A 25,814-nucleotide genomic window follows, 5' to 3' on the forward strand; every position below is an offset into this window, starting at 1 on the left:
TCAATAGGACTAATATTCACGAGTACTCAACTACCTCTTTAGTGATAAGTATTTGGATTTCAGAGATGAAACAGCAGTGAAAGAGTCATCACTGCTGTTATTGACTTACTTATTACTGAGCTAGCATGTTTAAAGCTGATTATGCATATCGCTTAATGCTTGATGAAGCAGGTCATCATCATTCGGCTGCTCAAGCCCTTGATGGTCTATAGCATCGTCAAAAGTGGTGAGATCATTATGCAGGGCGTCATGCCTGTCGTCATCAAGTAGTGGATTATCGAACGCATCGACTTGATTAGTATCGAGCATATCGGCATCAGGTCCATTACTTGTTAGCTCCTGCACATCTGGTAGATCGTTCAAGGTTGGGCTATCTGTTTTTGCCGCAAGATCTTGATGACTCATACCGACCATTTGCAAGTAATGATCAATGGGGGCGGAAGTGACTTGGCTTGCTGGCGTATGTAGCGGAGCCGCTAACGGTTCATCTTGAGCTACTAGATCGCCGCCTGATTTTTCGTCGAACTCTGCATGAGCAGTGTCATCTGTAATGGCAAACGGGTCTAAATCAACACTTACATTCGCGACTGCATCGTCTTGCGGCACGTCGTGGGCAACAGAAACTGGTGGGGGCGGTGGTGCTTGATGGCTAAAAACTGGGGTGACTGTCATGTCCAACACCTCAGAACCAAGTGTCAGCTTTCCACTGTGGCCGGGCCCGTGGCTTAAAATGCTCACTTGAACATGCATCACCACATCATCGTGGTGAGAGCCTTGTAGAGCAACCTCAAACCTATCTTCATGTACACCGATATTTTGCGAAGAACCATGTGGTCCTGTATGAGTATTGGCATGTTCTTGATAACTCAATTGGCCTGTTTTGGGGTTTATCGATAGCGTGCCCCATTGGCTAGTATAAGAGGTGTGATAATGGCCATTAACAAGTATTTTCCAACCTTGCTCTGCGACAGGAACAGGGGTTTGAGTTGGCGCTAAAGTCGGGATGCCTAAAGATGCGCCGATATGGTGGCTGCCAGGAGGAGCTGTTACCACGATAGGTTCAGGCTTTGCATTCGCCGCAATGTTTAACGCCGAATTCACGTTGCCGTGCTCATCGGTCATGATCGCTTTTATAATGCTGCTAGGCGTAACTTCAAGCGTAATACCATGGGCTAAACTGTTAGCATCTAGTACGTGGTCGACACCATTGATATTAAGATGTTCACCTATTTGGGCATCTGCTGCAGCATGGACTGTAGCGGTAATTGTGCCGGCATGACCTTGAGCTATTTCAGCTTTGCTGTAGGCGTTGTCACTGCCAGGAGTTTCAAATGTAATACTAGGCATACCTACTTGGGTATCAGTGTCATAGTGCAGGACTTGTGTGGCACTGGCTGGATTGCCTGCGCTATCTGTCGTAGAGACGCTGGCGGTGATTGATGAGGATGCTGATAGCTCGCTACCAGCGATGTTGATACTAAATTGTCCGCTATGATCCACTGTTGCTGTATAGGTATGTTGTCCAACGAGTAAGCGGACAATATCGCCTTGGTGGGCATCGCCCGCCACGTTGCCTGTCACACTGATATCAGTGCCTCTCTCTTGCGCGTTAATCACATTATCGCTAGTGATGGGATCCAATTGAATGCTAGTGTTTGCATGGGTATCAATGGTAAAGGCTTGCGTGCCCGTGGTGGCACTCCCGAGGTTACCGGCGTTATCGCTGGTGATAACGGAGGCTTCAATTGAGTGAACTTGTTGCTGGCCCGACGCGTAAATACTATGGATGTTGGCTTTAATTAAGGTTTGCGCCGGAACTGAAATACTATAGTGACCTTGAGCATCAACCGTTGCGTTAAGTGAGTGAATGGTCTTGCCATTAATACTTAAGCTCACTACATCACCCGCGTTAAAATCACCACTGACTTGACCTGTGATATCAATGCTTTTCCCTGACTCTGCGAGGTTAATAATGTTGTCAGCGGTGACGGAATTAACGCTGATATGAGGAGTTGGATTTTGGGTATCAACCAACAAATGGGTGGTTATTTCTGGTGTTACATTACCCGCGACATCAACCGATCCCACCTTAATGGGATAGCTTTGATCTGTCGGCATAATACTTTGATGCTCAGATGCATTGAGTGTCAGGCTCCAACTACCATCAGCTTTAACGACCGCATTGTAGATATGGTTCTTATCTAATTCGACATAAACGCGATCGCCAGCGGCGATATTTGAGGTGGTTCCCGTTATTTCTAACGGCTGATTATTTTCTAATGCGTTGAGTGCATTATCTTTAGAGATAGTATTAACTGAAATTGTCCCCGGGGTAGTGTCGAGGGTGTAACCAAAGCTGGTGGCCGCTGAGGTGTTACCTGCAATGTCGGTTTGTCTAATTTGTAGGTTATTCTGTCCTTCAGTAGGTGCAAATTGAGTTGTCCAACTGTGGCCGTTATCAATAGAATATTCTATTTTTGCACCTGCTTCACTGGCAATCGTTAACTGTCCATCTTTGGTTATTAAATCTGGGGTTGGGTTGAGCTCTCCACTAGTATCGTGCTTTAAGGACACAGCAGGAGCGGCAACTTGGTTATCTAGTGTGAAGGTCAGTGAAGTTTTAGGAGAGACATTCCCAGCTAAGTCCGTTTGCCTTACATCAACGGTATTTCTGCCTTGTTGTGGGGTAAAACCGTGGGTCCATGTTTGGCCGTGATCAGTGGAATATTCAATGCTTGCACCGGACTCTTGCCCTGTGATGGTTAACGAACCATCGTTACTGATGAGGTCACTGCCAAGCCCTGTGTCGTGTGTCAGTGACAGTGATAATACTGCCACACTAAGGTCTGCTGTTGGCGCTATTTCGTGGGTGATAGTCGAAACATTACCCACTTTGTCGGTAACGCTGGCGGTGACTGTCGCGCCCGGAGCAACTTCAACATTTACTTCACCGGAGATAAACTCTGCATCAGTGACTTTTTGGTCTACCCCGTTAATGGTTAGAATATCTGAGGGTTTAACATCAGCCGCTAGATGAATAACTGCCGTGATAGTCCCCGCAGCGCCTAATGCAACTTCTGCTGCATTGTAGAGGTTATCAATTCCTGTGCTTTCAAAGGTGATGGTAGGTGCACTGGCATGTGTGTCTACGGTGAAACGATCAAATATACCTGCAGTACCGGATGGCGTTTGATTGCCAGCATTGTCGGTTGCTTGAATATAAGCGGTATAGCTGCCGTCAGGAAGATTGGTGGCATTAACACTGTAGCCGCCTTTTCCATCGAGCGTAGCGTGGAGAGTTTCAATCACTTGGCTACCGTGTTTTATCAGAATATCAACGTTTGCCGTATCTAAGCTGACACTACCGCTGAATGTCGGTTGATGGTCTGCTTCCGTTTTTAAATTGACCTTAGCGATGGTGGGAGCCGTGTAATCCACTTCAATCGCTAGGCTTGCATGACTGTGATTACCTGCTGCATCAGTTGCTGCAACGCTTAATGAGTGTAGGCCCTCTGCCAAGTTACTCGTAGTGAGTTGGTACGTGCCTTTAGCATCGGCACTTCCTGTAGCAATAATAGCGCCATGCTCATCGGTAATGGTTACTGTTGAATTAGCTTCAGCAGAACCTGTGATAACAGGTGTGTGATCATTGGTCAGGTTGTCGTGATCTGAGCTCCCTGAATCAGACGTTGCTTTCAAATTGATTGATGGGGTCATCATTGTGGTATCAATTTTAATATTTAGCAGCGGGGAAACTGCAGCTAAAGCGGATGAAGGTGCTAACGCCTTAGCAGATAAATTATGCGTACCGTCATTGAGGCTGGCAAGGTCGGCGCTGTAATTACCATTGGCATCAGATAGAGCGTGTCCAACAGGGATTGTGCCGTCGTAAATGGTGACCTGAGAGAACGGAATATCGGTCGTGCCTGATATTGTTGGCGTATTGTCGTTAGTTAAGTTATCGGTATTTGAACTGCCACTGTCACTACTGGCGATTAAATCTAAACTGACACTGTTAGCTGGTGGTGTGTTAGTGATTCCTGTTGGCGCTTGAGTCGTTAGCTGCGGGGTAGAGTTGATAGCAGTGCTTATGGTTGCTTGGCCACCGGTCGTTGCTGGTGCGGAAACCGTTGCGGTTACAGTGAAGGTCAAAAACTCTCTCGTTTCACCACCATGGCCATCGCTGACTCGAACTTCAAATACCTCATGTCCTGTGTAGGTATGGCTTTGCGGATCGTAACTCATACCTGCAACAGAACTACCTGCTTGATATTGGTAAGCACCAGAAAAGTTATTAATGTTAAGTAAACCAAACTGACCGTGGGGTTGAATAGCATCGTATTGCAACTGTTGGTTATCGCCTTTATCGACATCACTACCCAAGAGCTGACCATTGGTATTGGAGGTACTGTTAAAACTCAATGTTGGTGCGTCATTGGTACCACTAATAGTGACCACTATCTCTTGTTCAGTGCCATCAATTGAGTGTACGGTGAATTTTTCAGTTAACTGCTGATTAACGCCTAATGATTGCACCTCCGCACGACCGTTAGGCACGATATAGTTCCAGCTACCGTCTTTTTGAATGACGAAACCACCTATTGATGCGCTACCATCAGTTTGCTGGTTAAGTGTTTCAGCTTGAAAGGTGTTATCTGGATTATCACTATCGGTGGCCGATAACAGCCCGCTAGCATTAAGAAAAGCAGTATTTATTAGATGAGCATCCTCAGTCATATGACCCGTACTTACACCGCTAATGACTGCGGAGTCATTTGTACCATCGATTTTGATAATGAGATTTTGTGGTGCACTTTGATCGCCATTGTTGTCAGTAGCAGTGATAGGGATGATCAGTGTTTCATGCTCACCGACCGCCAAATGGCTAAAGCTGGGGTCGGTGGGATCGAGGGAGTAACTGCCGTCGTTATTGAGAATAAAGCCAGCATGCTGATATGTGGTTGAGAAGGTTGCTGTATCGCCGTGGTCTAGATCGGTAGCTGCGATCTGGCCTGTTATCTTTGCATCACCTTCATCGACGGTCTTCGAGCTGATGTGACTAACCACTGGCAGATCGTTAGTGCCGTTGATTCGGATCACTAAGTTCTGTGGTGCACTGCTGCCAGTATTGTTATCAGTAACAGTGATAGGAATGATCAGTGTTTCATGCTCACCGACCGCCAAATGGTTAAAGCTGGGATCGGTGGGATCGAGGGAGTAACTGCCGTCGTTATTGAGAGTAAAGGCAGCATGTTGATAGCTAGTGGTGAAGCTTGCTGTATCGCCGTGATCGAGATCGGTAGCTGTGATCTGGCCTGTTATCTTTGCACTACCTTCATCAAGGCTTTCGGAACTGATATGGCTCACCACTGGATTATCGTTAGTGCCGTTGATTCGGATCATCAAGTTCTGCGGCGCGCTGCTGCCAGTATTGTTATCAGTAGCTGTGATAGGGATGATCAGTGTCTCATGCTCGCCTACTGCTAAATGGTTAAAGCTGGGATCGGTGGGATCGAGGGAGTAACTGCCGTCGTTATTGAGAATAAAGCCAGCATGCTGATATGTGGTTGAGAAGGTTGCGGTATCGCCGTGATCGAGATCGGTAGCTGCGATCTGGCCTGTTATCTTTGCACTACCTTCATCAAGGCTTTTGGAACTGATATGGCTCACCACTGGATTATCGTTAGTGCCGTTGATTCGGATGATCAAGTTCTGCGGCGCGCTGCTGCCAGTATTGTTATCAGTAGCTGTGATAGGGATGATCAGTGTCTCATGCTCGCCTACTGCTAAATGGTTAAAGCTGGGATCGAGGGAGTAACTGCCGTCGTTATTGAGAATAAAGCCAGCATGCTGATATGTGGTTGAGAAGGTTGCTGTATCGCCGTGGTCTAGATCGGTAGCTGCGATCTGACCTGTTATCTTTGCATCACCTTCATCGACGGTCTTCGAGCTGATATGGCTCACTACTGGCTTGTCGTTAGTGCCGTTGATTCGGATCACCAAGTTCTTCGGTGCGCTGCTGCCTGTATTGTTATCAGTAGCAGTTATAGGAATGATCAGGGTTTCATGCTCGCCTACCGCCAAATGGTTAAAGCTGGGAACGGTGGGATCGAGGGAGTAGCTGCCATCATGATTTAAGCTAAAGCCCGCATGTTGATAGCTAGTGGTGAAGCTTGCCGTATCGCCGTGGTCGAGATCGGTAGCGGCGATCTGACCAGTTATCTTTGCATCACCTTCATCGACGGTCTTCGAGCTGATGTGACTCACCACTGGCAGATCGTTAGTGCCGTTGATTCGGATGATCAAGTTCTGTGGTGCACTTTTATCGCCATTGTTGTCTGTAGCAGTGATAGGAATGATCAGGGTTTCATGCTCACCGACCGCCAAATGGTTAAAGCTGGGATCGGTGGGATCGAGGGAGTAACTGCCGTCGTTATTGAGAGTAAAGGCAGCATGTTGATAGCTAGTGGTGAAGCTTGCTGTATCGCCGTGATCGAGATCGGTAGCTGTGATCTGGCCTGTTATCTTTGCACTACCTTCATCAAGGCTTTTGGAACTGATATGACTGACTACTGGATTATCGTTAGTGCCGTTGATTCGGATCATCAAGTTCTGCGGCGCGCTGCTACCTGCATTGTTATCAGTAGCAGTGATGGGAATGATCAGTGTCTCCTGCTCACCAACTGCCAAATGGTTAAAGCTTGGATCGGTGGGATCGAGTGTGTAGCTACCATCTGTATTTAAGCTAAAACCCGCATGTTGATAGTTAGTGGTGAAGGTTGCTGTATCGCCGTGGTCGAGATCGGTAGCGGCGATCTGACCAGTTATCTTTGCATCACCTTCATCGACGGTCTTCGAGCTGATGTGACTCACCACTGGCAGATCGTTAGTGCCGTTGATTCGGATGATCAAGTTCTGTGGTGCACTTTTATCGCCATTGTTGTCTGTAGCAGTGATAGGAATGATCAGCGTCTCATACTCACCAACCGCCAAATGGTTAAAGCTGGGATCGGTGGGATCGAGTGTGTAGCTGCCATCTGAGTTTAAGCTAAAGCCCGCATGTTGGTAGCTAGTGGTGAAGCTTGCCGTATCGCCGTGATCGAGATCGGTAGTAGCGATCTGCCCTGTCACCTTTGCACTACCTTCATCGACGGTCTTCGAGCTTATGTGGCTGACTACTGGCTTGTCGTTAGTGCCATCGATCTTGATAATGAGATTTTGTGGTGCACTTTGATCGCCATTGTTGTCAGTAGCAGTGATAGGAATGATCAGTGTTTCATGCTCACCGACTGCCAAATGGTTAAAGCTGGGATCGGTGGGATCGAGGGAGTAACTGCCGTCGTTATTGAGAATAAAGCCAGCATGCTGATATGTGGTTGAGAAGGTTGCTGTATCGCCGTGGTCTAGATCGGTCGCTGCGATCTGGCCAGTTATCTTTGCATCACCTTCATCGACGGTCTTCGAGCTGATGTGACTAACCACTGGCAGATCGTTAGTGCCTGTGATGGTGACCGCGAGTTTTTGCTCGGTGCCGTCAATTGAGTGAACTAGTAAAGTATCGGTAACGGTCTCGCCGATTTTAAGTCTCTGAATCTGTGCGCTGTTGTTATTGGCAGTGTAAGTCCAGTGGCCACTGTTGTTGATAGTTAGCTCACCATATTGCCCTTGCAGGTGATCGGCAGTGAATAGGCTTTGACCGTTGTCGAGATCGGTTACATTTAGCTGACCATCGGCACGTAAACTACCACCGCTGGCTAAGTTTTTATCTTCAGTGAGGCTGGCTGTTGATACGCCTGAAATGACGGCTTTGTCATCAGTACCATTGATGCTGACCGTTATTTTTTTCTCGGTGCCATCGATGCTATGCACTAGCAGAGTATCGGTAACGGTTTCGCCTGTTTTGAGTCCCTGAATTTGTGCGCTGTTGTTATTGGCAGTGTAAGTCCAGTGGCCACTATTGTTAATATTCAATTCGCCATATTGACCTTGCAGGTGATCGGCAGTGAATAGGCTTTGGCCACTATCGGGATCGATTACATTTAGCTGACCATCGGCACGTAAACTACCACCGCTGGCTAAGTTTTTATCTTCAGTCAGGCAGGCTGTTGCAGTTCCCGAAATCACGGCTTTATCATCAGTACCATTGATGCTGACTGTTATTTTTTGCTCGGTGCCATCGACGCTATGAACTAGCAAAGTATCGGTAACGGTTTCGCCTGTTTTGAGTCCCTGAATTTGTGCGCTGTGGTTATTGGCAGTGTAAGTCCAGTGGCCACTGTTGTTGATAGTTAGTTCACCATATTGCCCTTGCAGGTGATCGGCAGTGAATTGGCTTTGGCCGCTGTCCGGATCGCTCACTGTGAGCTGGCCATCGGCACGTAAACTACCACCGCTGGCTAAGTTTTTATCTTCTGTAATTGACCCAGTCGTAGTACCACCAATTTGAGCTGATTCATTGCTGCCATTTACCTGGACTGTGATTTGCTGTGAAACTGGCTGACCTGAACTATCGGTCGCGGTTACAAAAAAGGTTTCAGTGGCTAGTTGCCCCTGATTGAGTGCTAACGTATTAGGGCTTTGATTGTTTAAATGGTATTGCCAAGTACCAGTGCTTGGGTCAATGGTCAGAGTACCCATTTGGCCTTGTCCATTTGCTACCGCCCAGCTAACACTATCGCCATGATCTGGATCTGTGGCGATTAAGCTGCCTGATGCAGTATCGATTGCGCCGTGCTCGTTTAACGCTGCAAGATGAGAACCCGAAATCATGGGTCGGTCATTGCTACCTTCAACTGTAACAGCAACGATGCTCTCAACATGATTTCCCCCAGCATCAGTGGCGGTAACCACAAATTGTTCAGTGTGATGTTCGTTCTCAGCTAAGGCATTGGTGGCCGAAGAGGCATTATTGAGTCGGTAGTGCCATTGGCCAGTGGTGGGGTCAATGCTAATCGATCCAAATTGCCCTTGTGAGTTAGAGATACTCCAGTCTATCTGAGTTGAGTTGTGGCCAGCAGCATGTAAAGTCCCCGATACTGAATCAATACTATAATCTTCTTTAACTTGTTGAATTTGTTGTTGACTACTTACTGATAAAGGCTTTTCATTCGTGCCAGTGCCAGTGCCAGTGCCAGTGCCAGTGCCAGTGCCAGTGCCAGTGCCAGTGCCAGTGCCAGTGCCAGTGCCAGTGCCAGTGCCAGTGCCAGTGCCAGTGCCAGTGCCAGTGCCAGTGCCAGTGCCAGTGCCAGTGCCAGTGCCAGTGCCAGTGCCAGTGCCAGTGCCAGTGCCAGTGCCAGTGCCAGTGCCAGTGCCAGTGCCAGTGCCAGTGCCAGTGCCAGTGCCAGTGCCAGTGCCAGTGAGGTCGGTAGAGTGATGTGGATTTGGGACTGCTATTGTGGTTTTATCAGGGGTTATAGCCGTTAAAGCAACGGTAAAGTGCGGTTGATTGCTTTCATTTGGGGTAAACGTTAGCGGCCTTGCTATGTTACTTAACCCTATCGCACCATTGGCGTTAGCGTGAAAATGTGCTCCTGAATGTAAGCCTGTTGTTTCACTGGAACCTTGTGGTGAAGTATTTGCCGTTCGTTGAAGCTGACGGTTAGAAGATGTATCTGTTGCTGCTTGAGCTGACTCATCAGCTTGTGCCGTTAATGGCGTTTGAGTCTCTTTGTCGGCTTGCTCGACTTGCTGCTTGTTTAATGCAGTTTCTTCAGTTAACGATTCGTTTGAATCCTCTTTTGCGATGCTGCTGGCACTACTCCAAGATTTATCGGCGACTAAGTCCTTATTGCCGATGGCACTGGCTTTGCCGCCATCTCGAAGCTCTTTAGCTTTTAAATGGGCAACCTCCTTATCAAGCTGTTTAGCCTTTTGTTTGGCTTCCAATTGCCTTTGTTTTTTCTCCGCTTCAATAGCTTCTGATGTCTTAGCACTTGATGTGGATTTTTTATCGTCATGACTCATTATCTACTTCCTCTTTAGCGCTCACCAAAAGCTTCTGTCACATTGGTAAAGACAGGCTTCCAAAGGTATTGGAATACCGTTTTGTCTCCGGTAACGATGTCGGCTTCACCTGTCATCCCTGGGATCAAGTCGAACTGGCCGGGTTTATCTGAGAAATAGGGCTTATCAATGGCAATTTGAACTTTATAGAATACACCGCCTTTCTCATCTGAATCGGTACTTGGGGATATGCGTTTTACTATGCCGTCAAGTGCGCCATAACGGCTGTAATCAAAAGCATCAATCTTTATTCTTACCGGTTGACCTATTTTCACAAAGCCGATATCACGAGGTGATAATTTGGCTTCCATTAAACCGGTTTTTGTCATTGGAACAATAACCGCCACTGTGCCACCAGGCTGGATCACGCTGCCTGTTGAAGAGGAGGGTATTGATTGAATGATGCCGTCCACGGGGGCGGTCACTGTATTTTGTGACACTAGTGACCCTGATGATTTCAACCGAGCAATAATACCGAGCAGTTCTGCTTGGGCATCGGTGCGTTTCTCGCCAACCTCTTTCAGTGACGTTGCTTGTTTCTGGTTTAGCTGCTGTTCCAGATTGAGTAAATTTTTAGCTAACACTTGCTGCTTACTTTCCATGCCTTTTAATTCACGCATGTAGGAATCTAGTTTTTGTTGAGACTCTAATATTCTCAGCTTGGATACCGCTTGCTCGGCTGTTACCGATTGCATCATTGTTAGCGTTTGCTCTGCGGTTTTTATCTGATCACTTAACGGTGGGATCTCAGTTTTGAGGCCATCGATCTCAGCTTGAGACTTGGCGATATCAGACTCTGATAATTGCTGCATTGCTATCCGCTCTTGGTTCATGCGGCTCAGTGAAGCAGTGTGCAGTTTGACTAGTTGTGGGTACTCGATTTGGAATTCACTAAAATCTGGCTCACGCTGGTCAATAAAGGACTCGAAACGCTCAATTCTAAGCAGCAGGTTGGCTCGCTTACTTGCCAACTCCTCTTCAGCTGATTGGCTGTCAATGGAGACAAAGCTGGCTAAAATATCGCCTTTTTTAACCACGTCGCCCTCCTCCACAACTACTGAAGCAATGGTGCCGCCGGTACGACTTTGAATGATCTGTCGGTGGCCAAGAGGAACAACTTGCCCCTTGGATTTGGAGATCTCTTCTACCTCGGTAAACAGTGACCACAGCAACATGATTAACACTGAACCGGTGATCAAAAAGATGATGCGCTTAATCAGCTTTCTTTCTGCTGGCGCCTCAATGGCGTCGGTAAATTCATGCTCAGGCCATACTCGATTCGCTAGTTGACGATTATCCATTAGAGAGGTTCTCCTGAGATGATGCTTGCGGTGGCTGAGGCGCTTTTTCAGGGATAGGCCCCGCGTAAACCACAGCTCCTTTATCCAAAATTACGACCTTGTCAGCTTGCTGGATCAACGCTTGATCATGACTGGTAAATAACACTGTGCTTTTGCCTCTGAGTGCGCTAAATGTTTTTAGCAGTTGGGCTTTAGCTGCAGGATTACGATTGGCGATGGGTTCGTCGAGAATGATCAATGACGACTGCTTTAGCAGTGCTCGGGCTAAGCTGATATAGCCTCCTTCAACCGCTGATAACAGCGTATGACCACGATTGAACAGATCAATATTTAGATCGTTTCCTAATGCTTTAAATAGCGACTCACCGCCCGCTGCTTTAATAGCGGTAATCAGCTCTTGATCGGTTGCGTCCAGTTTGGCAATACGCAGATTGTCGGCTAAGGTGCCTGGAAAGAGGTCGGGCTCTGCTGGGCAAAATGCAGCCCACTGCCTAAAGGCCTCGGGGTCATATTGTTTGAGGTTTTTGTCGTTAACGGTGACATAACCAGCTTGTGCCTCGGCAACTCCCATTGCTGCGAGTAACATTGAAGTTTTACCGCAAGCATTAGGCCCTATGATGGCAACATTCTCGCCAGGTTCAATATCAATGCTAACGCCTGCTAGGGCAGGGTCGACATCTGCACCATAACGCAAAGTGACGTGTTGAAAGCGTATCTTAGGAGCGACTTTGGTGTCAGGAGTATCGAGCCTGAGTTCGTTGTGTTCAGTGCCAGCTTGCATAAAACGGTCAAACTGTTTGATTGCCATCTCCATCATGGTGATTTTTTGGCTTGATGAAAATGCTAACTGCGCAGGGCCTGTAATACGCCAAATGAGCATGACACAGGCAATCAAAGCGCCAGGGCTAATGCTCTGGTTGAGCACTAAAAAGATACCAGTAAATACCGTGACCAGTGCTGTCAGTAAGCTCATTGCATGGGCAACTGCCGCGTTTAAGCCGTTGCGTTTGGCGTAAAGGAAGTTTTGCCGACAGTTCTCTTTGCATTGTCTGGCAAACTTGGTATTCCAGCCATCGGTGTTGCCGCTAGTCTTCAGCTGCAGCAAGTTCTTGGCGAGTTCATTAATCGAATTTTGATAATCGCCACTGATGGTGGGTAAGGCTGATTGAGCATATTTATTGACGGCTTTCATCACTAGATAAAATAGTAACAACATCACCAGCGGTACCATGACCAACCAACCACTGAGCAGCGCAATGGTGATCAGTGCGATAGCGGTAAACGGCAGGTCAACCAAACCTGCACCACCGGGGCCAGACAGCAAGGTTCTGACTTTTTCAGCATTACGCATACGCGCCATATGGTTAGAGAGCCCTACTCGAGATAACACCATCAACGGCATGCTTAGCAGCCGTCTAAAAGTAATATCGGAAAGGTCGCGGGCAAAACGGTTACTGGTGGTCGCTAATACGCTGGCTCGAGTAAGGCGAGTAACCACTAAAATCGCCAAAGCGAGTGCTGCCCCAAGGGCGATGGTGGGCAGTACATCTGGAGCTTGCCCGCCTATGACTCGGTCATAAACTGCCATAGTAAAAAGCGGTACCGCTAGCCCGGTAATGCTGGAGAGTAAACTTAGCCAAAATACCGGTCTATACCATTTGGTGCGTTTACTCATATGTGCAGCAAAGGCATGAATGTTTTGCTTACTGGCTGGAAGGCTTTCAACGACAAAAATATGCCCAGTTCGAGGCAACTCTTGCGCAGTTATTAACTGCCATTGAGTAGACTGCTGGTTGAACAGCTCATACTGCTGGCCCCTGCGCTGTAACATGATGGCTGGCTCATCATCAGGGATGATAATAAAAGGATGAATAGACTGAGAAAGCGCACTATTGTGAATTTTATAGACCGAAAAACCAACCTGATGCTTTTTTAGTAAGTTGGCAAACTGGACAGTATCGATGGATTCAATTGCATCGTCATTGAGTAGATTATTCGCTTGAGAAAATAACCCCAGTTGCTGGAAAAGCGCAACTAATATGTGCTTCAATTCAGCAGATGCTTGTTTGCTATCGGTCTCTTTTCGTGGCTGTGTTTGGCTGATTGAGTTCATGCTTTAACCTCCTGCATCGCAGCTAAAACCTGGCACTCACCATGCTCACTAATATTGATGCGCAGGTCACTATGGCTAGCGAGTTCGTTAAAGTGAGAAGCACATAGAATGGTCATTTTTCCTTTATGAGCATTGAGCAGTTGTATCAGCCGCGCTTGTGAATCAGCGTCGAGTGAGATCATCGGTTCATCGAGTAAAAGAACAGAAGGTGATTGCACCACGGCTCTAACAAGCGCTATCAGCTTTATTGCGCCTTTATTCAACATTTGGCTATCGTTTACGCCTACTTCAGTTTGATAGCCTGCTGGAAGCTGAGCGATGCTGCTGGTGAGCCCTAGCGCTTCAGCAACTTCCATCGCCAGTGATTCCCGCTCAGGTTTAAACATGGTCATATTCTCTAATAAACTGCCAGCAAACAGCGTTGGCCAAGGCGACACGTAGGTCACCGATTGCCGATATTCATTGGCTTGGTGTTCGCTTTGCTCAACCCCTGCAACGGTGATGGAGCCTTGATCTAAATGATGAAATGCACCAATAACGCTGAGCAGTAAACTGGCATGGGTCAGTGGATCTGAGGTCACAGTGACTAGGCTGCCACTGGGTATCGATAGGCTAAAATTATTGAGCTTCGCGCCAACTTGAGCACTGGAAACTGCGTTAAAATCGATAGGGCCGAGGGGCAATTTCTGTTGATATTGAGTTGTACCTTTAAAGGCTTCTTGGGGCAGGTCTGCAAGGTCGTCGACGTGGTTCATTGCCGTTTTTGCGCTGGCAACTCGTGAACGTAGACTAATAATGGCGCTTAAGGGCGCAATCGCTCTGCCCGCCAAAATTGAGCAAGCAGCCAACCCACCTGTAGTAAGGTGGCCATCGAGCACTTCAAGACAACCGATAAGTACGATCAATAATGTAGTGCCTTGAGACGCGCCCTGGATGAGCTCTTGTAGCTTTGATGATAACCAATCGACTTGCTGTTGCTGCGCTAATCGACGGTAATTAATTTCGCTATAAGTCGATGATAGACGGGACTCCATCGCTAATGCCTTTGCGGTCGTCAACCCCGATAGCACCAATATCAACATGCGTGAACGTTCACTGTCAGTTAATGCTAGCTGCTGAGTTGCATGGTTAAGTTTTTGGCCAATGAAAAACACTAAAGCACCAATAACTCCCCACACTGCAATAGGAATAAACACTAATGGTCCGCCGATATAAGCGACTAAGGCGAGAAAGATGAGCACGAAGGGGAAGTCCATAAATGCCACTAATGCTTGCCCGGAATAAAGCTCGCGCATGGCGGCGATGCTGGCAAGTCCATTGTAGACCTTACCCGTACCGAGGCTTTCAACATGGTGATAGTCAGATTGCATCAAGGAATTAACGACTTTGGTGGTGGTTTGCAACTCAAAGTTGGCAGCTGATGAGGCTAACAACCAGCTGCGGGCATAGCGTAAAAATAACTCTAATAAAATAGCGACCCCAACAGCTGATGCCAGCACACTCGCAGTGCCGTAACCTTGGTTTGGTAATATCCTGTCGTATATTTGCAGCAGGGTAAAAGGCAGTGCTAAAGACAGTAAATTAATGAAAGTTGAGGAGAGTAGTAACTCAGCCTTGGCGCGATTATTGTTTAGTAAACTGAAGTTCTCTCTCATCGTTCATCACATCCTTGGACAGCCAGAAAAGGGTGTATAAATAATAGTATAGCTTTAGCTAATCTGTTTGATTTAACAGGCTGCTTACATTTGCGCGTGAAAAAGAAACCGTTTTTAGTGGTTTTTTATCAGTGAGATAATTTTGCATGACTTGCGCAGAGCTGACGCGAGTTTATTGGTGAAAGGAGATTCGATTGACGAGGCGTTATGAAGGGGTCTGCCGGCAAATTTGCAGGATTTTGAGTAAATGTCATAGAAATTATAGCTTAGCCATTTTTACTATCTCTGATATAACCAAGGCTTCAGCTTGGGATGGCAGCATATGCTGCTTGCCTGAGGCCACGACGAGTGCTGTGGCACAGGTTGCAGCTAGCTGTACGTGACTTTGACGCCATCGCTCATTGAGCTCTGCAGATTCATGCCATTTCTCTCCAGCGGTGATCACCACGCAGCCATTCTGGTTTGGCGAGCTTGAGGTTTGGAGTACACGCTTTGATTTTTCGATAGTCTCCACATAAGCAAGCATTTGACTCTTGACTGCTGTTCCCCAGTTATCATCAGGCCTCTGGGAGTCTAACTCTTCCAATACCGCCTGCTTTGCATCAGCAATGGTGGCATAGTAAGCATTGTTGGGGTCGATAAAGAGGATGTTGTTCACCGAGTCGGGATATTTGTGGGCGTACATTTGCACTAACAAACCGGCGTAGGAGTGGCCGACTAGAATAACATCGTCACCGAGGCCAAGCGTTTCAAGCCCAGTGTGCAGTGCCGCCATTTCAGCTTCGATATCATAGCCATTAATTGATAGTTCACTGTCACCGTGACCCGCTCTATCGTAGCTAACGAGGGCGTTTCTGATTGAATAAGGTAAGGCTTCTTGAATGTCGCGCCACTGGTTTGAGTCGTTACCGCCGCCAGACTCAAATACGATGACGGGCTCTATCCCTGGTGTGTATTTGAATTGCAGCTGATAACCGCCGACGTCGACCTTCTCTTCTAAGATATCGCGTGAGGGTAAATTTTGCGGCGTGTTATAGCCACAAGCGCTCAAACTCAGGCTGGTAACTACCAAACCGATGATTGTTTTCATAAGAACTCCTTTTCTGTCCGTTAGCGATCGCTTTAAATTGCACTTACTAGCATCAAAACCATGGCCAATAAAAAGTACTTATAACTTGCTTGGCTGAAGCTGATTTTTTGACTAAACCACAGGTTAATGGGTGTGACGAGGCAAGAGGGTGATAGCAGTAATCCACGCAAGAATGCTAAAACTGCAATCGTACCCGCTAGCTGCCCCCAATCTGTCATGCTGGATTGATATATGCCAATCGCATGGGTTAACGCCACGATAATCATAAAGGCTTTAATGATGCGTGAGTTTCTTTGAGTTTTATCAACTTGTGCTGCCATTGCTCTAGAGTCCTATTTAATGGGGGTACTCACAGTGAACTACAGCTATGAAGTCAAATAGATGCATATTATCCCTGCGGAGGTAAACGCGATAAAGCTAAATTAGACGTTGAGGTTAGGAGATGCAAGTGACTTTAATTCAGAGACACTGTCGCTCGGCTGAGCAGGCTTTTATATTCGATTATGATAATGGCCGAATTTTATCAACAGCCAGCTGAGTTTGGTCACGGTTCGTGGCGTTGTGCTAGCTGAATTGCACCTATCGTTAATGGAGTGGTGAAGGAGTGCCAGCCGACAAATCTGCAGGGAGTCGGCTGGCGAATAACGCATTTATTGAAGCAATAAATGCGTTAAATATTGCGATGGTTGGACATTATTTAGCGTGTCTTAAACCACCTTTATTTTTCATCGGGTCGCCATCGTAACCGAGTGCCTTCCAGTTCATGCGGGTACCTTTACTATGACAATCACTACATTTGAGAGCCTCTGATTTTGGCGACACCATATGGTTAATGCGCCACCACATTTCGGTTGCGGCAAAGCCGTGCTCTCCACTGTAAGTGATGCCCTTTTCTGCGAGAACTTTATTGGCTTCCATACCTAACTTGGCTGCTTTGTCCCAATCATAGTCTGTCCAGTATCCGCCTTCACCGTATACTTTTGCTGTGACAAATATGTTTTGCTTACTGTCATAGATCTGCTTACCGCGGTGAACTTTAAAGGGATAGATTTTAGCGCTACTATCGTTAATATCTCCCAGTGGGCTGGTTAACTTGGTGATCTTACTTGGGTCCATTTTATCGCCAACCATATAGGCGTCAGCACTACCGTTATACCAAGCGTATTCAGGTTCAACCATCTTGCCCCAGACGAAGTTGCCTTTCTTTTTCTGGTAATTTTTCTTGCCGTATTGATCTTTAGTTTCTTCAAGATCGCTACCTGCCGTAGACCAATCCCAGCTCATTTTAGTCGGTTCATTACGAGCAAAAAATGGAATATGGCAAGTTTGACAGGCGACGCTGGCAGCATGAGTGTTGAGCTTAGTATTTTTGTGCGGCGTTGCTTCATGACAATTGACGCAGCCAATCGGATTTTGACCGCCAGGAGAAACTCCCATGGCATTACCTGTGATCTGATGAGCCTCTGTGGTATGGCAATCTTGGCATTGGAAATCATTGCCATCGGTATCCATATGTACGTCAGTGGCTTTATCAGGATAAGACATAGAGGAGTCTAAATCGCCATGCTTAACAGCATCACCGCCGCCACCAAAGAAGTGACAAGTACCGCAGTTATCGCGCACAGGCGCACCGACATTTTGTGCTACTCGCTCAAGGTTGACTCTGGCTAATGCTTCGCCAGCGCCAGCTGGATCTTTTATGTAAGTACCGGTGGTGTCATGACAGACAAGGCAATCGACCTTGGTCATGTCAGTAAAGTCAAAGTTATTGTCCTTCCAGCCATAACCCGCATGACAGCTGGTACATCTTGGTTCATTGCCCGATATTGAGGTACAGAAGTTATTGATCGCATCCTTCTTACCGCGTTTAACCGTACGTCCTGGTAGTTTTTGTTCTAACTCCCAGGTCCAGTGTGAAGATTTCATAAAGTCTTTGGCATGATCTTCATGGCATTCGATACATTGAGTCGTGACTTCAGAGCCTTGAGTAAACGGGCCCTGTATATACTCGCTGTGGGGATTGGCCGCCATGGCAACTTGAGCACTTGCAAGCAGACCTAGGGCCATGGTTGCTGTGATAATTCTTTTCATTTTTGATACTCCTGCCCCGGCTAGCGCCGGGGGGATTGACCCAACTTAGAATTTAACAGTAAGAGAGGCGTTGACGTCATAAGCGGTATCGACCACAGGTAACATTGAGTACGAGCTACCCGCGATAACATCGTCTACTTTCTGTGGTGCACCAACGGGGGTGCCGCTGCCGGTGTATTCGAAATCGTAATAAATTCCAGCCAGTTTTATAAACATATTCGGGTTGATATCGAACATGTAATAAGCTTCAGCAACATGGCCACGAGTGGCTAATTTACTGCCGATTGGGTCATCTTGTGCTTGAGTAAATGGCGTCCAGTACTTAGAGCCATAGTTGTACTCAAAACCGACCTTGCCGTAAGGCGCTGGGACTTGTATACCTGCATAGATGCTATAACCATCTTTGGCGCCACTGTCATCGGCTGCACTAGGCATCATGATGATTTCGGTGCCATCAGAATTGAGTTTAGCTTCAAATACGGCATCACTTGACATGCCGCCAAACATCCCTGCGTTGCCATTGCCATCGGTACGAGTCCAACCGCCTGAGACAAACCATTTCACGTCGTTATCTTCTTCACGCGAGAAGCCGATGCCACCGAGGTATATGTCGCCAATTACGCCGCTAGGTTGTACCCGAGTGACAAAATTAAAGTTATCGAATTTTTGCATATCTTGGTACATGGTGGGTGCAAAAATACTGGCTAGTTGGGTAGGGAATGCCATGGTGCCTTTAAAGCCATCGTTGACATCCATCGCACCAAATAGGGTGAACTGCAGGAAGTTCTTACCATCGTTAATGGCATCAATATTAAATCCGCCTAGGTGAGTATCTTTAGTGACGATGTCACCGAACAACTCGCCATTACCCCATTGCGATTCAAAACCTTGACCATAACAGAAGCGCACAACTTGACCTTCAACACCAGTAATATCGCCTAAGTGATAACCCATGGTAGCGCCATCAAAGTTGAAATTAACCAGATGCCCCGATGGTGTGCCGCCACGCTTTTCATTTTCACGATACTGGGTTGGTGGACCATAAGTTGATGGGCGACGACCAATCGATAAATATAGTGGAGAGCCGTTGATGTTTTTCCAGTCAAAATAGGCACGCTCGACTCTGAGGAAGTCACCACTTGTGCTACCACTGCTGGTGCCATCCATGGTAAATGAGTTCCAAGAATCAAATACTTTAACGCCCGTTGAGTCGCCCCAGTTTTTAAACATCGATAAGCGACCTGCAAAGCTGACGTTATCCCAGACTTTGGCTTTTAAATTAAGTCTAAGGCGGGTGGTGTAGTAAATGTCATTATCGATATCTTGAGTGGTTTTCTGTGCCAAAGCATAGGGCATGACACCTTGTAGTTGACCACTTTGGAAGGCTGCAGCAAGGTTGGGATCGGCAGCCATCATTTTGCCGAGCGGAGAGTTAGCATCGGTTGGTGAACCAAATGCACCAGACATGGCTTTAGCGCCAAAGTCATTAAAATCAACTTTAATGGCGGGGTTCCAAGTAACATTCTGGTAATGCAGGGTGTGAGCTTTGGTGCGGAAGTCACCGGTGATCAATAGTCTATCTAATGCTGTATGGCGTTCGTTGCCATCGACACGATCATTGAGATCGTCCAACTCGCTTGTGATGTCTTCAAGTTGTTGTTTAAGATCTGCCATTTTTTGAGCATCGTTCTCAGCAGCATAAACGCTACCAGACAAAGCGAGCGCATTGGCAACAAGCAGTGAAATTAGGGTACGCATAACATCTCTCCTTTCGAGTTTTTAACCGCTTTTTATAGGGTTAGCCTCGATTGATGTTGAGGAGTCGCCTCGGTTTTGCTGATTTTTGGCAGCATTAAGCCCTGAGGTATTCCCCATTTTTTCAATTTAATGTGTTGTTTTATCGCTAGAAGGACTTAACCCTTCGCGCGGTTAGCCACAGGTTTGTGGTTGATCTGAATCGGCCGCATGGTCATACAAAAATTGCTGAATGTCCTTAATATCTTTCTCAGAAAAAGCATTGAACGCTTCTTGATCACCCTTATGTTTCATACGCTTAAAAAAGCGATCCCACTGACTCATGGTTTTTGTCATTGGAGTGACTTCTCCACCGGCATCCCCTTTGTTGTGGCAGGCTTTGCACTCTTTTTTATAAAGATGTTTACCTTTTTTAGGGTTACCGCCATCAGCGGCTTGCGCTTGAAGGCCTAAAGACAGGGCTACTGCAAGACCTATTCCGATTTTCGTGATTGTTTTCATCATCAATTCCTTACTATTTTTATAGGTTTTACGCCGTCCTTTGCGTGGTTAACAGAATGGTTCCAAAGTGCTTCTGTGTTGTTGCTAAATTTAACAAGTTGGTATTGCGGAATCGTTGAGCTTGATCACTTTCATGATAAAAATCTAATTGATAAAAATATCATTGAAAAAAAACTAATGAACTTAGCCGTAGCAGTTTTTGTTGTTGTTTTTTAAGTGTTTTTTTGTTTTGTTGTCGTCGGTAAGTTTTTAGTCGGAGATTTTAATCTGTTTTTGCAACTGATTTAGATCACATTTTTGATTTTTAGCTATCTCTAAAGTGATATGGGCTAGTTAATTTTAGGTAAAAATAAAGCCCTGCTAACATTTGTTAGCAGAGCTTTATTTGATAGTTAAAGATGGCAGTCGCAGCGAGTGCTAAAGTGCCACCTTATTTGTTACAGTCAAAATAATTATGGTTGTTGGCGCGTTGTTGCTAGTACGATTTCACGTACACAAACATGTTGTGGCTGTTCAAAAGCAAATACGGCAGCGTCAGCAATCACGCTAGGCTCAATAATGCCACCCATGAACTCTTTCCAACCTTCGTAGCCAGTTTTAATCTCATCACTAGTAGTATGGCTAAGCAGTGGTGTTTCAACGGCACCAGGTGCGATGGTGATCATACGAACATCATCCATTGCAACTTCTTCACGGATATTTTCCGTTAGTGCGTGAACAGCGAATTTGGTTGCACAATATGCCGCATGGTTAGGGAAGGTCTTACGGCCAGCAACTGAACTGATGTTGATAATGGTACCAGTTTTACGTGCTTTCATACCCGCTAGAACAGCGTGAATACCGTTAAGTACACCCATCACATTGACGTTGAGCATCTGGCTCCATTCCGCCGGATTTTGTGTGTCTGCAGCGCCAAGTAACATAAGGCCAGCGTTATTGATTAAGCCGCCAACAGGACCAAATTTGGCTTCAGCTGTAGCGATTGCACTTTTCATTGCCGCAGCATCAGTAACATCAACACTGATACACAAAGCATTTTCTAGCTTTAATGCCTCCATAGGCTCAACGCGACGAGCGAGTAAAAGTAGTGGATGGCCTTTAGCGCTAAAGGCTTGTGCCATTGCTGCGCCGATACCTGAAGATGCGCCAGTAATTACGATAAGTTGTTTCATATAAACCTCAGTAAAGATGTATTACGCCAGTCATGCAGTTGAGTTGGCTGTATTGAGTCGGCAGTATTATGTTAATCATGTCGAATTGGCCGTAGTTTAGCGGTATGTTGATTGTTGATATATAACGTATAGCGAATATCATTGTTTACGCTGGACTCCTAATGTAAGCTGGCTATTCCGTTTTAGGGCAGAAGCTAACAAATGTACAAAGACTTAAATCTAGCAGATGTGAGAGCATTTACCGTGATTGCAGAGCAGGGCAGTTTCACTTTGGCCGCAGAGCAGTTGGCATGTTCTCGCTCGCATCTATCCAAGCAACTGACCCAATTAGAGAGTTATCTTGGAGTGACCTTGATAACCCGTACTACAAGAGCGCAAAGGCTCACCGATCAAGGTGAGTTCTTTTATGAGCGCTGCCAGCATGCATTAGATGTGGTGGAGCAAGCGGTGGCTAAAACAGTCGATAATGCGCAAAACTTGCAGGGTAATATCAACATTAACTGTGTTGGCGGCTATATCGGTGAGGAGATCGTCACCCGTTTGGTGAATGACTTTATTAGTGCACACCCTAATATCAGTATTAATTTGGACTTTAGCAGCCAGCGGGTCGATCTAGTATTAGATCACTTTGACTTGGTTTTCCGTATGGGCGAGCTGGAAGACTCTGGTCTTGTGGCGCGTAAATTGATGGACATTAATAACTGCACCTTGGCCGCACCGCGTTATCTTCAGCAAAAAGGTAAACCCCTACACCCTAAGGCGCTCAACGAACATAGCTGTATTATCGGCACCGTGAACCACTGGAGCTTTCAACATAAAGCGGATGCTAAGCAAAAAGCGGATGTGGCTATTACCGGGAAGTTTCGTTGTAAGAATGGCCGAGTGATGAAAAGCAGCGCGCTAGCGGGGCATGGAATTGTACGCTTGCCAGAGCTTTATTGTGCTGATGAGTTAAGTAAAGGCGAATTGGTACATGTGTTTGACGAGTGGCTTATTCCGGCAACACCGCTATACCTGCTTTACAATAAAGACAAGTTTCAGCCGGCGCGATTACGGGAGTTTATTGCTTTTACTACCCAACATTTTTTGGACTATGTCTGATAGTCTCTGCAGATAACCTGACGGTGAACATTAAAACAGCTGCCTTGCGGCCGAGGTAAGTCGTGGTGCTTCGCCCACACCAGAGGTGCAGATAATCAAACCTCGTTTGATAAAAGTCGTGGGATTCCATCCCACACCCGGCCAAAAGGGGATCAACAGCAACCCCCTCTTGCCTAATTCTTACAAAAGAAGTCCTCTCCGCCCCTACGAAGTTACATGTATTGAGTACAGGCCTCATACTCCAACAAAAATCGCCTAACGGCTCAGATGGGACATCCATGCCCCCCGAGCCTGAACCATCATCTGATAGGCCGGATGCCTGAATGTCTTGAAGTGCATGGATGCACGAGAAAGCCCATGATGGTTCTACGGCATTTTTATCTACGTACTTCGGCAACTTCGATGGGGAGTTGGTGTTTTCTGTTAGTTTTGCGGAACAGTCTCTTTTTGCGTTCATTAATCAAAACACAAATGCTGAGAGTTTGCGCTTTTATAACCCAGTGTAGATACGGCTTAGGCCTTTGATGGCATGGATGCCATCGTAGAGCTTACAGGGATGTACTTGCAGCGTGCCTAAGAAGTGTCTGCGCATACGTCGACCGCAGGTCATTGGAACCACTTTGGTCAGCAGCTAAAGCATTTATGTTCCATTCCTATTTAGTCTACATATTGAAGCTATCAAGTTGAGCATACTTATTTATAAAAAAGTCGTGGCGCTTCGCCCACACCAGAGCCAAGGGGCAAAGCGCTTGCGCCCCTTGGCAATCCCTCAGCGCCCCGGCGAAATTTAAAAAGCTAAATTTCCAACGGGGAAGATTGGCGTGTTCTGCTGGCTATGCAGAGTGGTGACTTTAGTGGTTTTAAATTAACAACTAAATTGCTAAAAGTTTGCGCTTTTATAACCCAGTGTAGATACGGCTTAGGCCTTTGATGGCATGGATGCCATCGTAGAGCTTACAAGGCCAATTCTGTTCCATACAGAATTTGGCATTCTCTCCGTCCATGGAGGTCAGATGTACTTGCAGCGTGCCTAAGAAGTGTCTGCACATACGGTCGTTCATTCACATCTGATCTATAGGGATATAGGAAATGTCATGATGATGTCGGGAACATCATCGACCATGTGATCACGACATTCGGACATCCTGTCCAGCACCTGCCGCAGGCAATTGGAAACACTTCGGGCTGAACGCGGCAAAGATGCTGAGTATTGATATCAGCTAGAAAGCTAGTTATGTTATTGATTATCAACGGGTGGCTAAGTTTGTTCGTTTCTCAAGGTAGTAAATGGAGTTCAGAGTTAACAGAAAAAAATTCTGCTTCGATGGCTTACAGGTAGTTGTCTTTTTGCTGTAGTCGTTTCCATTTTATCAATGCTATATTGGGAATATAACTACATACCAGAACCCAATATCAATTGGCGCCCAATTAATGATTTTGTCGATATGTTATATTTAATGCCAGTTGGCTTTTTATTTTCAATCGCTATGCCTTGGGGTGGTCTAGTTTAATTGGTTTAGTTACTGCTTTATGGTTTAAGGATTTACGTCCAATATCAATATCTATTGTTAGCGCAATGTATTTTGGGTGGTATTGGCCTAAGTGGTTTGTTGGTCTGATGGGCGTATAAGCAACGCCACATAACGCCAACCCAAAGTCCGACAGCTAACACTGTCGCATTTTTTGCAAAAAAAAGCGCAAAACCCACGCCAGCACGTTGCGGCTTGGGTTGGCGTTATGCCGAAGAGAATCTAATTAGATGCCTGAACCAGATCCATCGAGAATCATGACATTTGCAACACCGAAAGATCTCGGCGAGTGGCTAAAGGTGAATCACGCAACTGAAAGTGAGTTGTGGGTAAAGATATTTAAGATAAATACTGGGATTCAAAGTGTCACTTGGAATGATGTAGTGATAGAGATTTTGTGCTGGGGTTGGATTGACGGTGTGAAAAAGTCAATTGATGATCAAGCCTATCTTCAACGCATAACTCCCAGAACAGCACGAAGCAACTGGTCTAAAAGAAACACTGAGCATGTTGAACGTTTGATTAACGAAGACCGAATGAAGGTATCTGGGCTTGTGCATGTTCGTGCCGCGAAAGCTGACGGTCGTTGGGAAAACGCTTATGTGGTAAGCCAAATGGAAGTGCCCGCAGATTTCATAGCCGCACTAGAAAATCAGCCGATCGTAAAACAGTTTTTTGAAACTCTTAATAAATCGAGCCGTTATGTTATCGCTTACGGCTTAACAAGTGCAAAGAAACCCGAAACTAGACAAAGACGATTTACAAAATACATGTCAATGCTTGCTCATGAGGAAAAACCTAAATAAGTGGCATTCGGCATAGCAAGTCACTCAAAAGGACAAACAACAGTTGGTTTTTGCTCCTTCGTCACTTGTTTTAGCAAACAATTATCAGCCCCTTAAATGGGCGTTATCGAATATTCGATTGTCATACTTTGCTTCATCAAAACTTCTGACCTGGAATCTAAGCACTTGTTGAGAGCCTGTCTATCCAAGCTCGACGTGCAGACTGGCAGAACTACGCCAGCCCCATGGCTAAATACTTAGGCCTCAAGTAGCTCTTCGATACCGGTAACACCGAAGTATTGCACTGAATTCTTGATGCTGATCTTTTTGGCTATGAGATCACCGTCTTTATAGATCTTAACGACCTTTTTACCGCCTCTATCATTGGTGCTGTATTCATATTCATCGTTAAGGCGAAGCTCGTCAAACTGAGACTTCATGATTAGATGCATAGTTGCTCCTATCTCTAAAAGCTTATTGGTTTGGTTAGATGGAAGACTAACCTATTAATTAGACTCAGCGATCTATCCAATAGTTTCGCTTTTAATATAGACAATTTTATTCAGTGTTGTCACTGGATTTATGGCACTAAAACTCCCTTCAGCTAATTAGATAGGAAGGGGCGTCATATGAGCCTTTGGTTACTTACCAGTGAATCGACGAGTAGAATACTGATGGATAGGCGCTCCAGAGGAGTACTACGTCATAAAAGTTACTTT

Annotated in this window: 14 protein-coding genes; 2 read left to right on the top strand and 12 right to left on the bottom strand. The window is 46.2% G+C overall.

What is annotated here, in order from left to right; translation table 11 throughout:
* Positions 1-129: 129 nt before the first annotated feature.
* From JK628_RS02445 to JK628_RS02490, 10 genes are all read right to left on the bottom strand, one after another.
* On the bottom strand, positions 130-9,963 hold the full coding sequence (locus JK628_RS02445; protein WP_202287696.1) for a VCBS domain-containing protein: 9,834 nt from the start codon (positions 9,961-9,963) through the stop codon (positions 130-132).
* Positions 9,964-9,977: 14 nt separating this feature from the next.
* Positions 9,978-11,303, bottom strand: a complete 1,326-nt coding sequence (locus JK628_RS02450; RefSeq protein ID WP_202287697.1) for an HlyD family type I secretion periplasmic adaptor subunit — start codon at positions 11,301-11,303, stop codon at positions 9,978-9,980.
* Complete coding sequence (locus tag JK628_RS02455) at positions 11,296-13,416, bottom strand: peptidase domain-containing ABC transporter (RefSeq protein ID WP_202287698.1); 2,121 nt, start codon at positions 13,414-13,416, stop codon at positions 11,296-11,298. The genes JK628_RS02450 and JK628_RS02455 overlap by 8 nt, the downstream gene beginning before the upstream one ends.
* Complete coding sequence (locus tag JK628_RS02460) at positions 13,413-15,071, bottom strand: ABC transporter transmembrane domain-containing protein (RefSeq protein ID WP_202287699.1); 1,659 nt, start codon at positions 15,069-15,071, stop codon at positions 13,413-13,415. Before JK628_RS02460 ends, JK628_RS02455 begins: the two co-directional genes overlap by 4 nt.
* A 259-nt stretch (positions 15,072-15,330) precedes the next feature.
* Positions 15,331-16,161: an alpha/beta fold hydrolase gene (locus JK628_RS02465; protein WP_202287700.1), complete on the bottom strand. Its 831-nt coding sequence runs from the start codon at positions 16,159-16,161 to the stop codon at positions 15,331-15,333.
* 32 nt (positions 16,162-16,193) lie between these two features.
* Positions 16,194-16,481 carry a hypothetical protein gene (locus JK628_RS02470; protein ID WP_202287701.1) on the bottom strand — a complete coding sequence of 96 codons (288 nt, stop codon included), beginning with the start codon at positions 16,479-16,481 and terminating at the stop codon, positions 16,194-16,196.
* 373 nt (positions 16,482-16,854) lie between these two features.
* Positions 16,855-18,228 (bottom strand): tetrathionate reductase family octaheme c-type cytochrome, encoded by a 1,374-nt coding sequence (locus JK628_RS02475; RefSeq protein WP_443020006.1) that lies wholly within the window; start codon positions 18,226-18,228, stop codon positions 16,855-16,857.
* 69 nt (positions 18,229-18,297) lie between these two features.
* Positions 18,298-20,010 carry a DUF3373 domain-containing protein gene (locus tag JK628_RS02480; protein WP_202287703.1) on the bottom strand — a complete coding sequence of 571 codons (1,713 nt, stop codon included), beginning with the start codon at positions 20,008-20,010 and terminating at the stop codon, positions 18,298-18,300.
* Positions 20,011-20,181: 171 nt separating this feature from the next.
* Positions 20,182-20,511 (bottom strand): c-type cytochrome, encoded by a 330-nt coding sequence (locus tag JK628_RS02485; RefSeq protein ID WP_202287704.1) that lies wholly within the window; start codon positions 20,509-20,511, stop codon positions 20,182-20,184.
* Positions 20,512-20,960: 449 nt separating this feature from the next.
* Positions 20,961-21,680, bottom strand: a complete 720-nt coding sequence (locus tag JK628_RS02490) for an SDR family oxidoreductase (protein ID WP_202287705.1) — start codon at positions 21,678-21,680, stop codon at positions 20,961-20,963.
* Between the two features lie 201 nt (positions 21,681-21,881).
* Here JK628_RS02490 and JK628_RS02495 point away from each other — a divergent pair, with 201 nt between their 5' ends.
* A complete protein-coding gene (locus JK628_RS02495) occupies positions 21,882-22,781 on the top strand; it encodes a LysR family transcriptional regulator (RefSeq protein ID WP_202287706.1) in 900 nt (299 codons plus the stop codon).
* An 896-nt stretch (positions 22,782-23,677) separates the two neighbouring features.
* Here the strand turns inward: JK628_RS02495 and JK628_RS02500 are convergent.
* Positions 23,678-23,842 (bottom strand): hypothetical protein, encoded by a 165-nt coding sequence (locus tag JK628_RS02500; RefSeq protein ID WP_202287707.1) that lies wholly within the window; start codon positions 23,840-23,842, stop codon positions 23,678-23,680.
* 698 nt (positions 23,843-24,540) lie between these two features.
* On the opposite strand from JK628_RS02500, the gene JK628_RS02505 reads away from it, so the two are divergent.
* Positions 24,541-25,116 (top strand): YdeI/OmpD-associated family protein, encoded by a 576-nt coding sequence (locus JK628_RS02505; RefSeq protein ID WP_202287708.1) that lies wholly within the window; start codon positions 24,541-24,543, stop codon positions 25,114-25,116.
* Positions 25,117-25,352: 236 nt separating this feature from the next.
* Here JK628_RS02505 and JK628_RS02510 read toward each other — a convergent pair whose 3' ends face one another.
* A complete protein-coding gene (locus tag JK628_RS02510; RefSeq protein ID WP_202287709.1) occupies positions 25,353-25,547 on the bottom strand; it encodes a hypothetical protein in 195 nt (64 codons plus the stop codon).
* Positions 25,548-25,814 lie beyond the last annotated feature (267 nt).

Source organism: Shewanella sp. KX20019 (assembly GCF_016757755.1).
GTDB lineage: Bacteria > Pseudomonadota > Gammaproteobacteria > Enterobacterales > Shewanellaceae > Shewanella.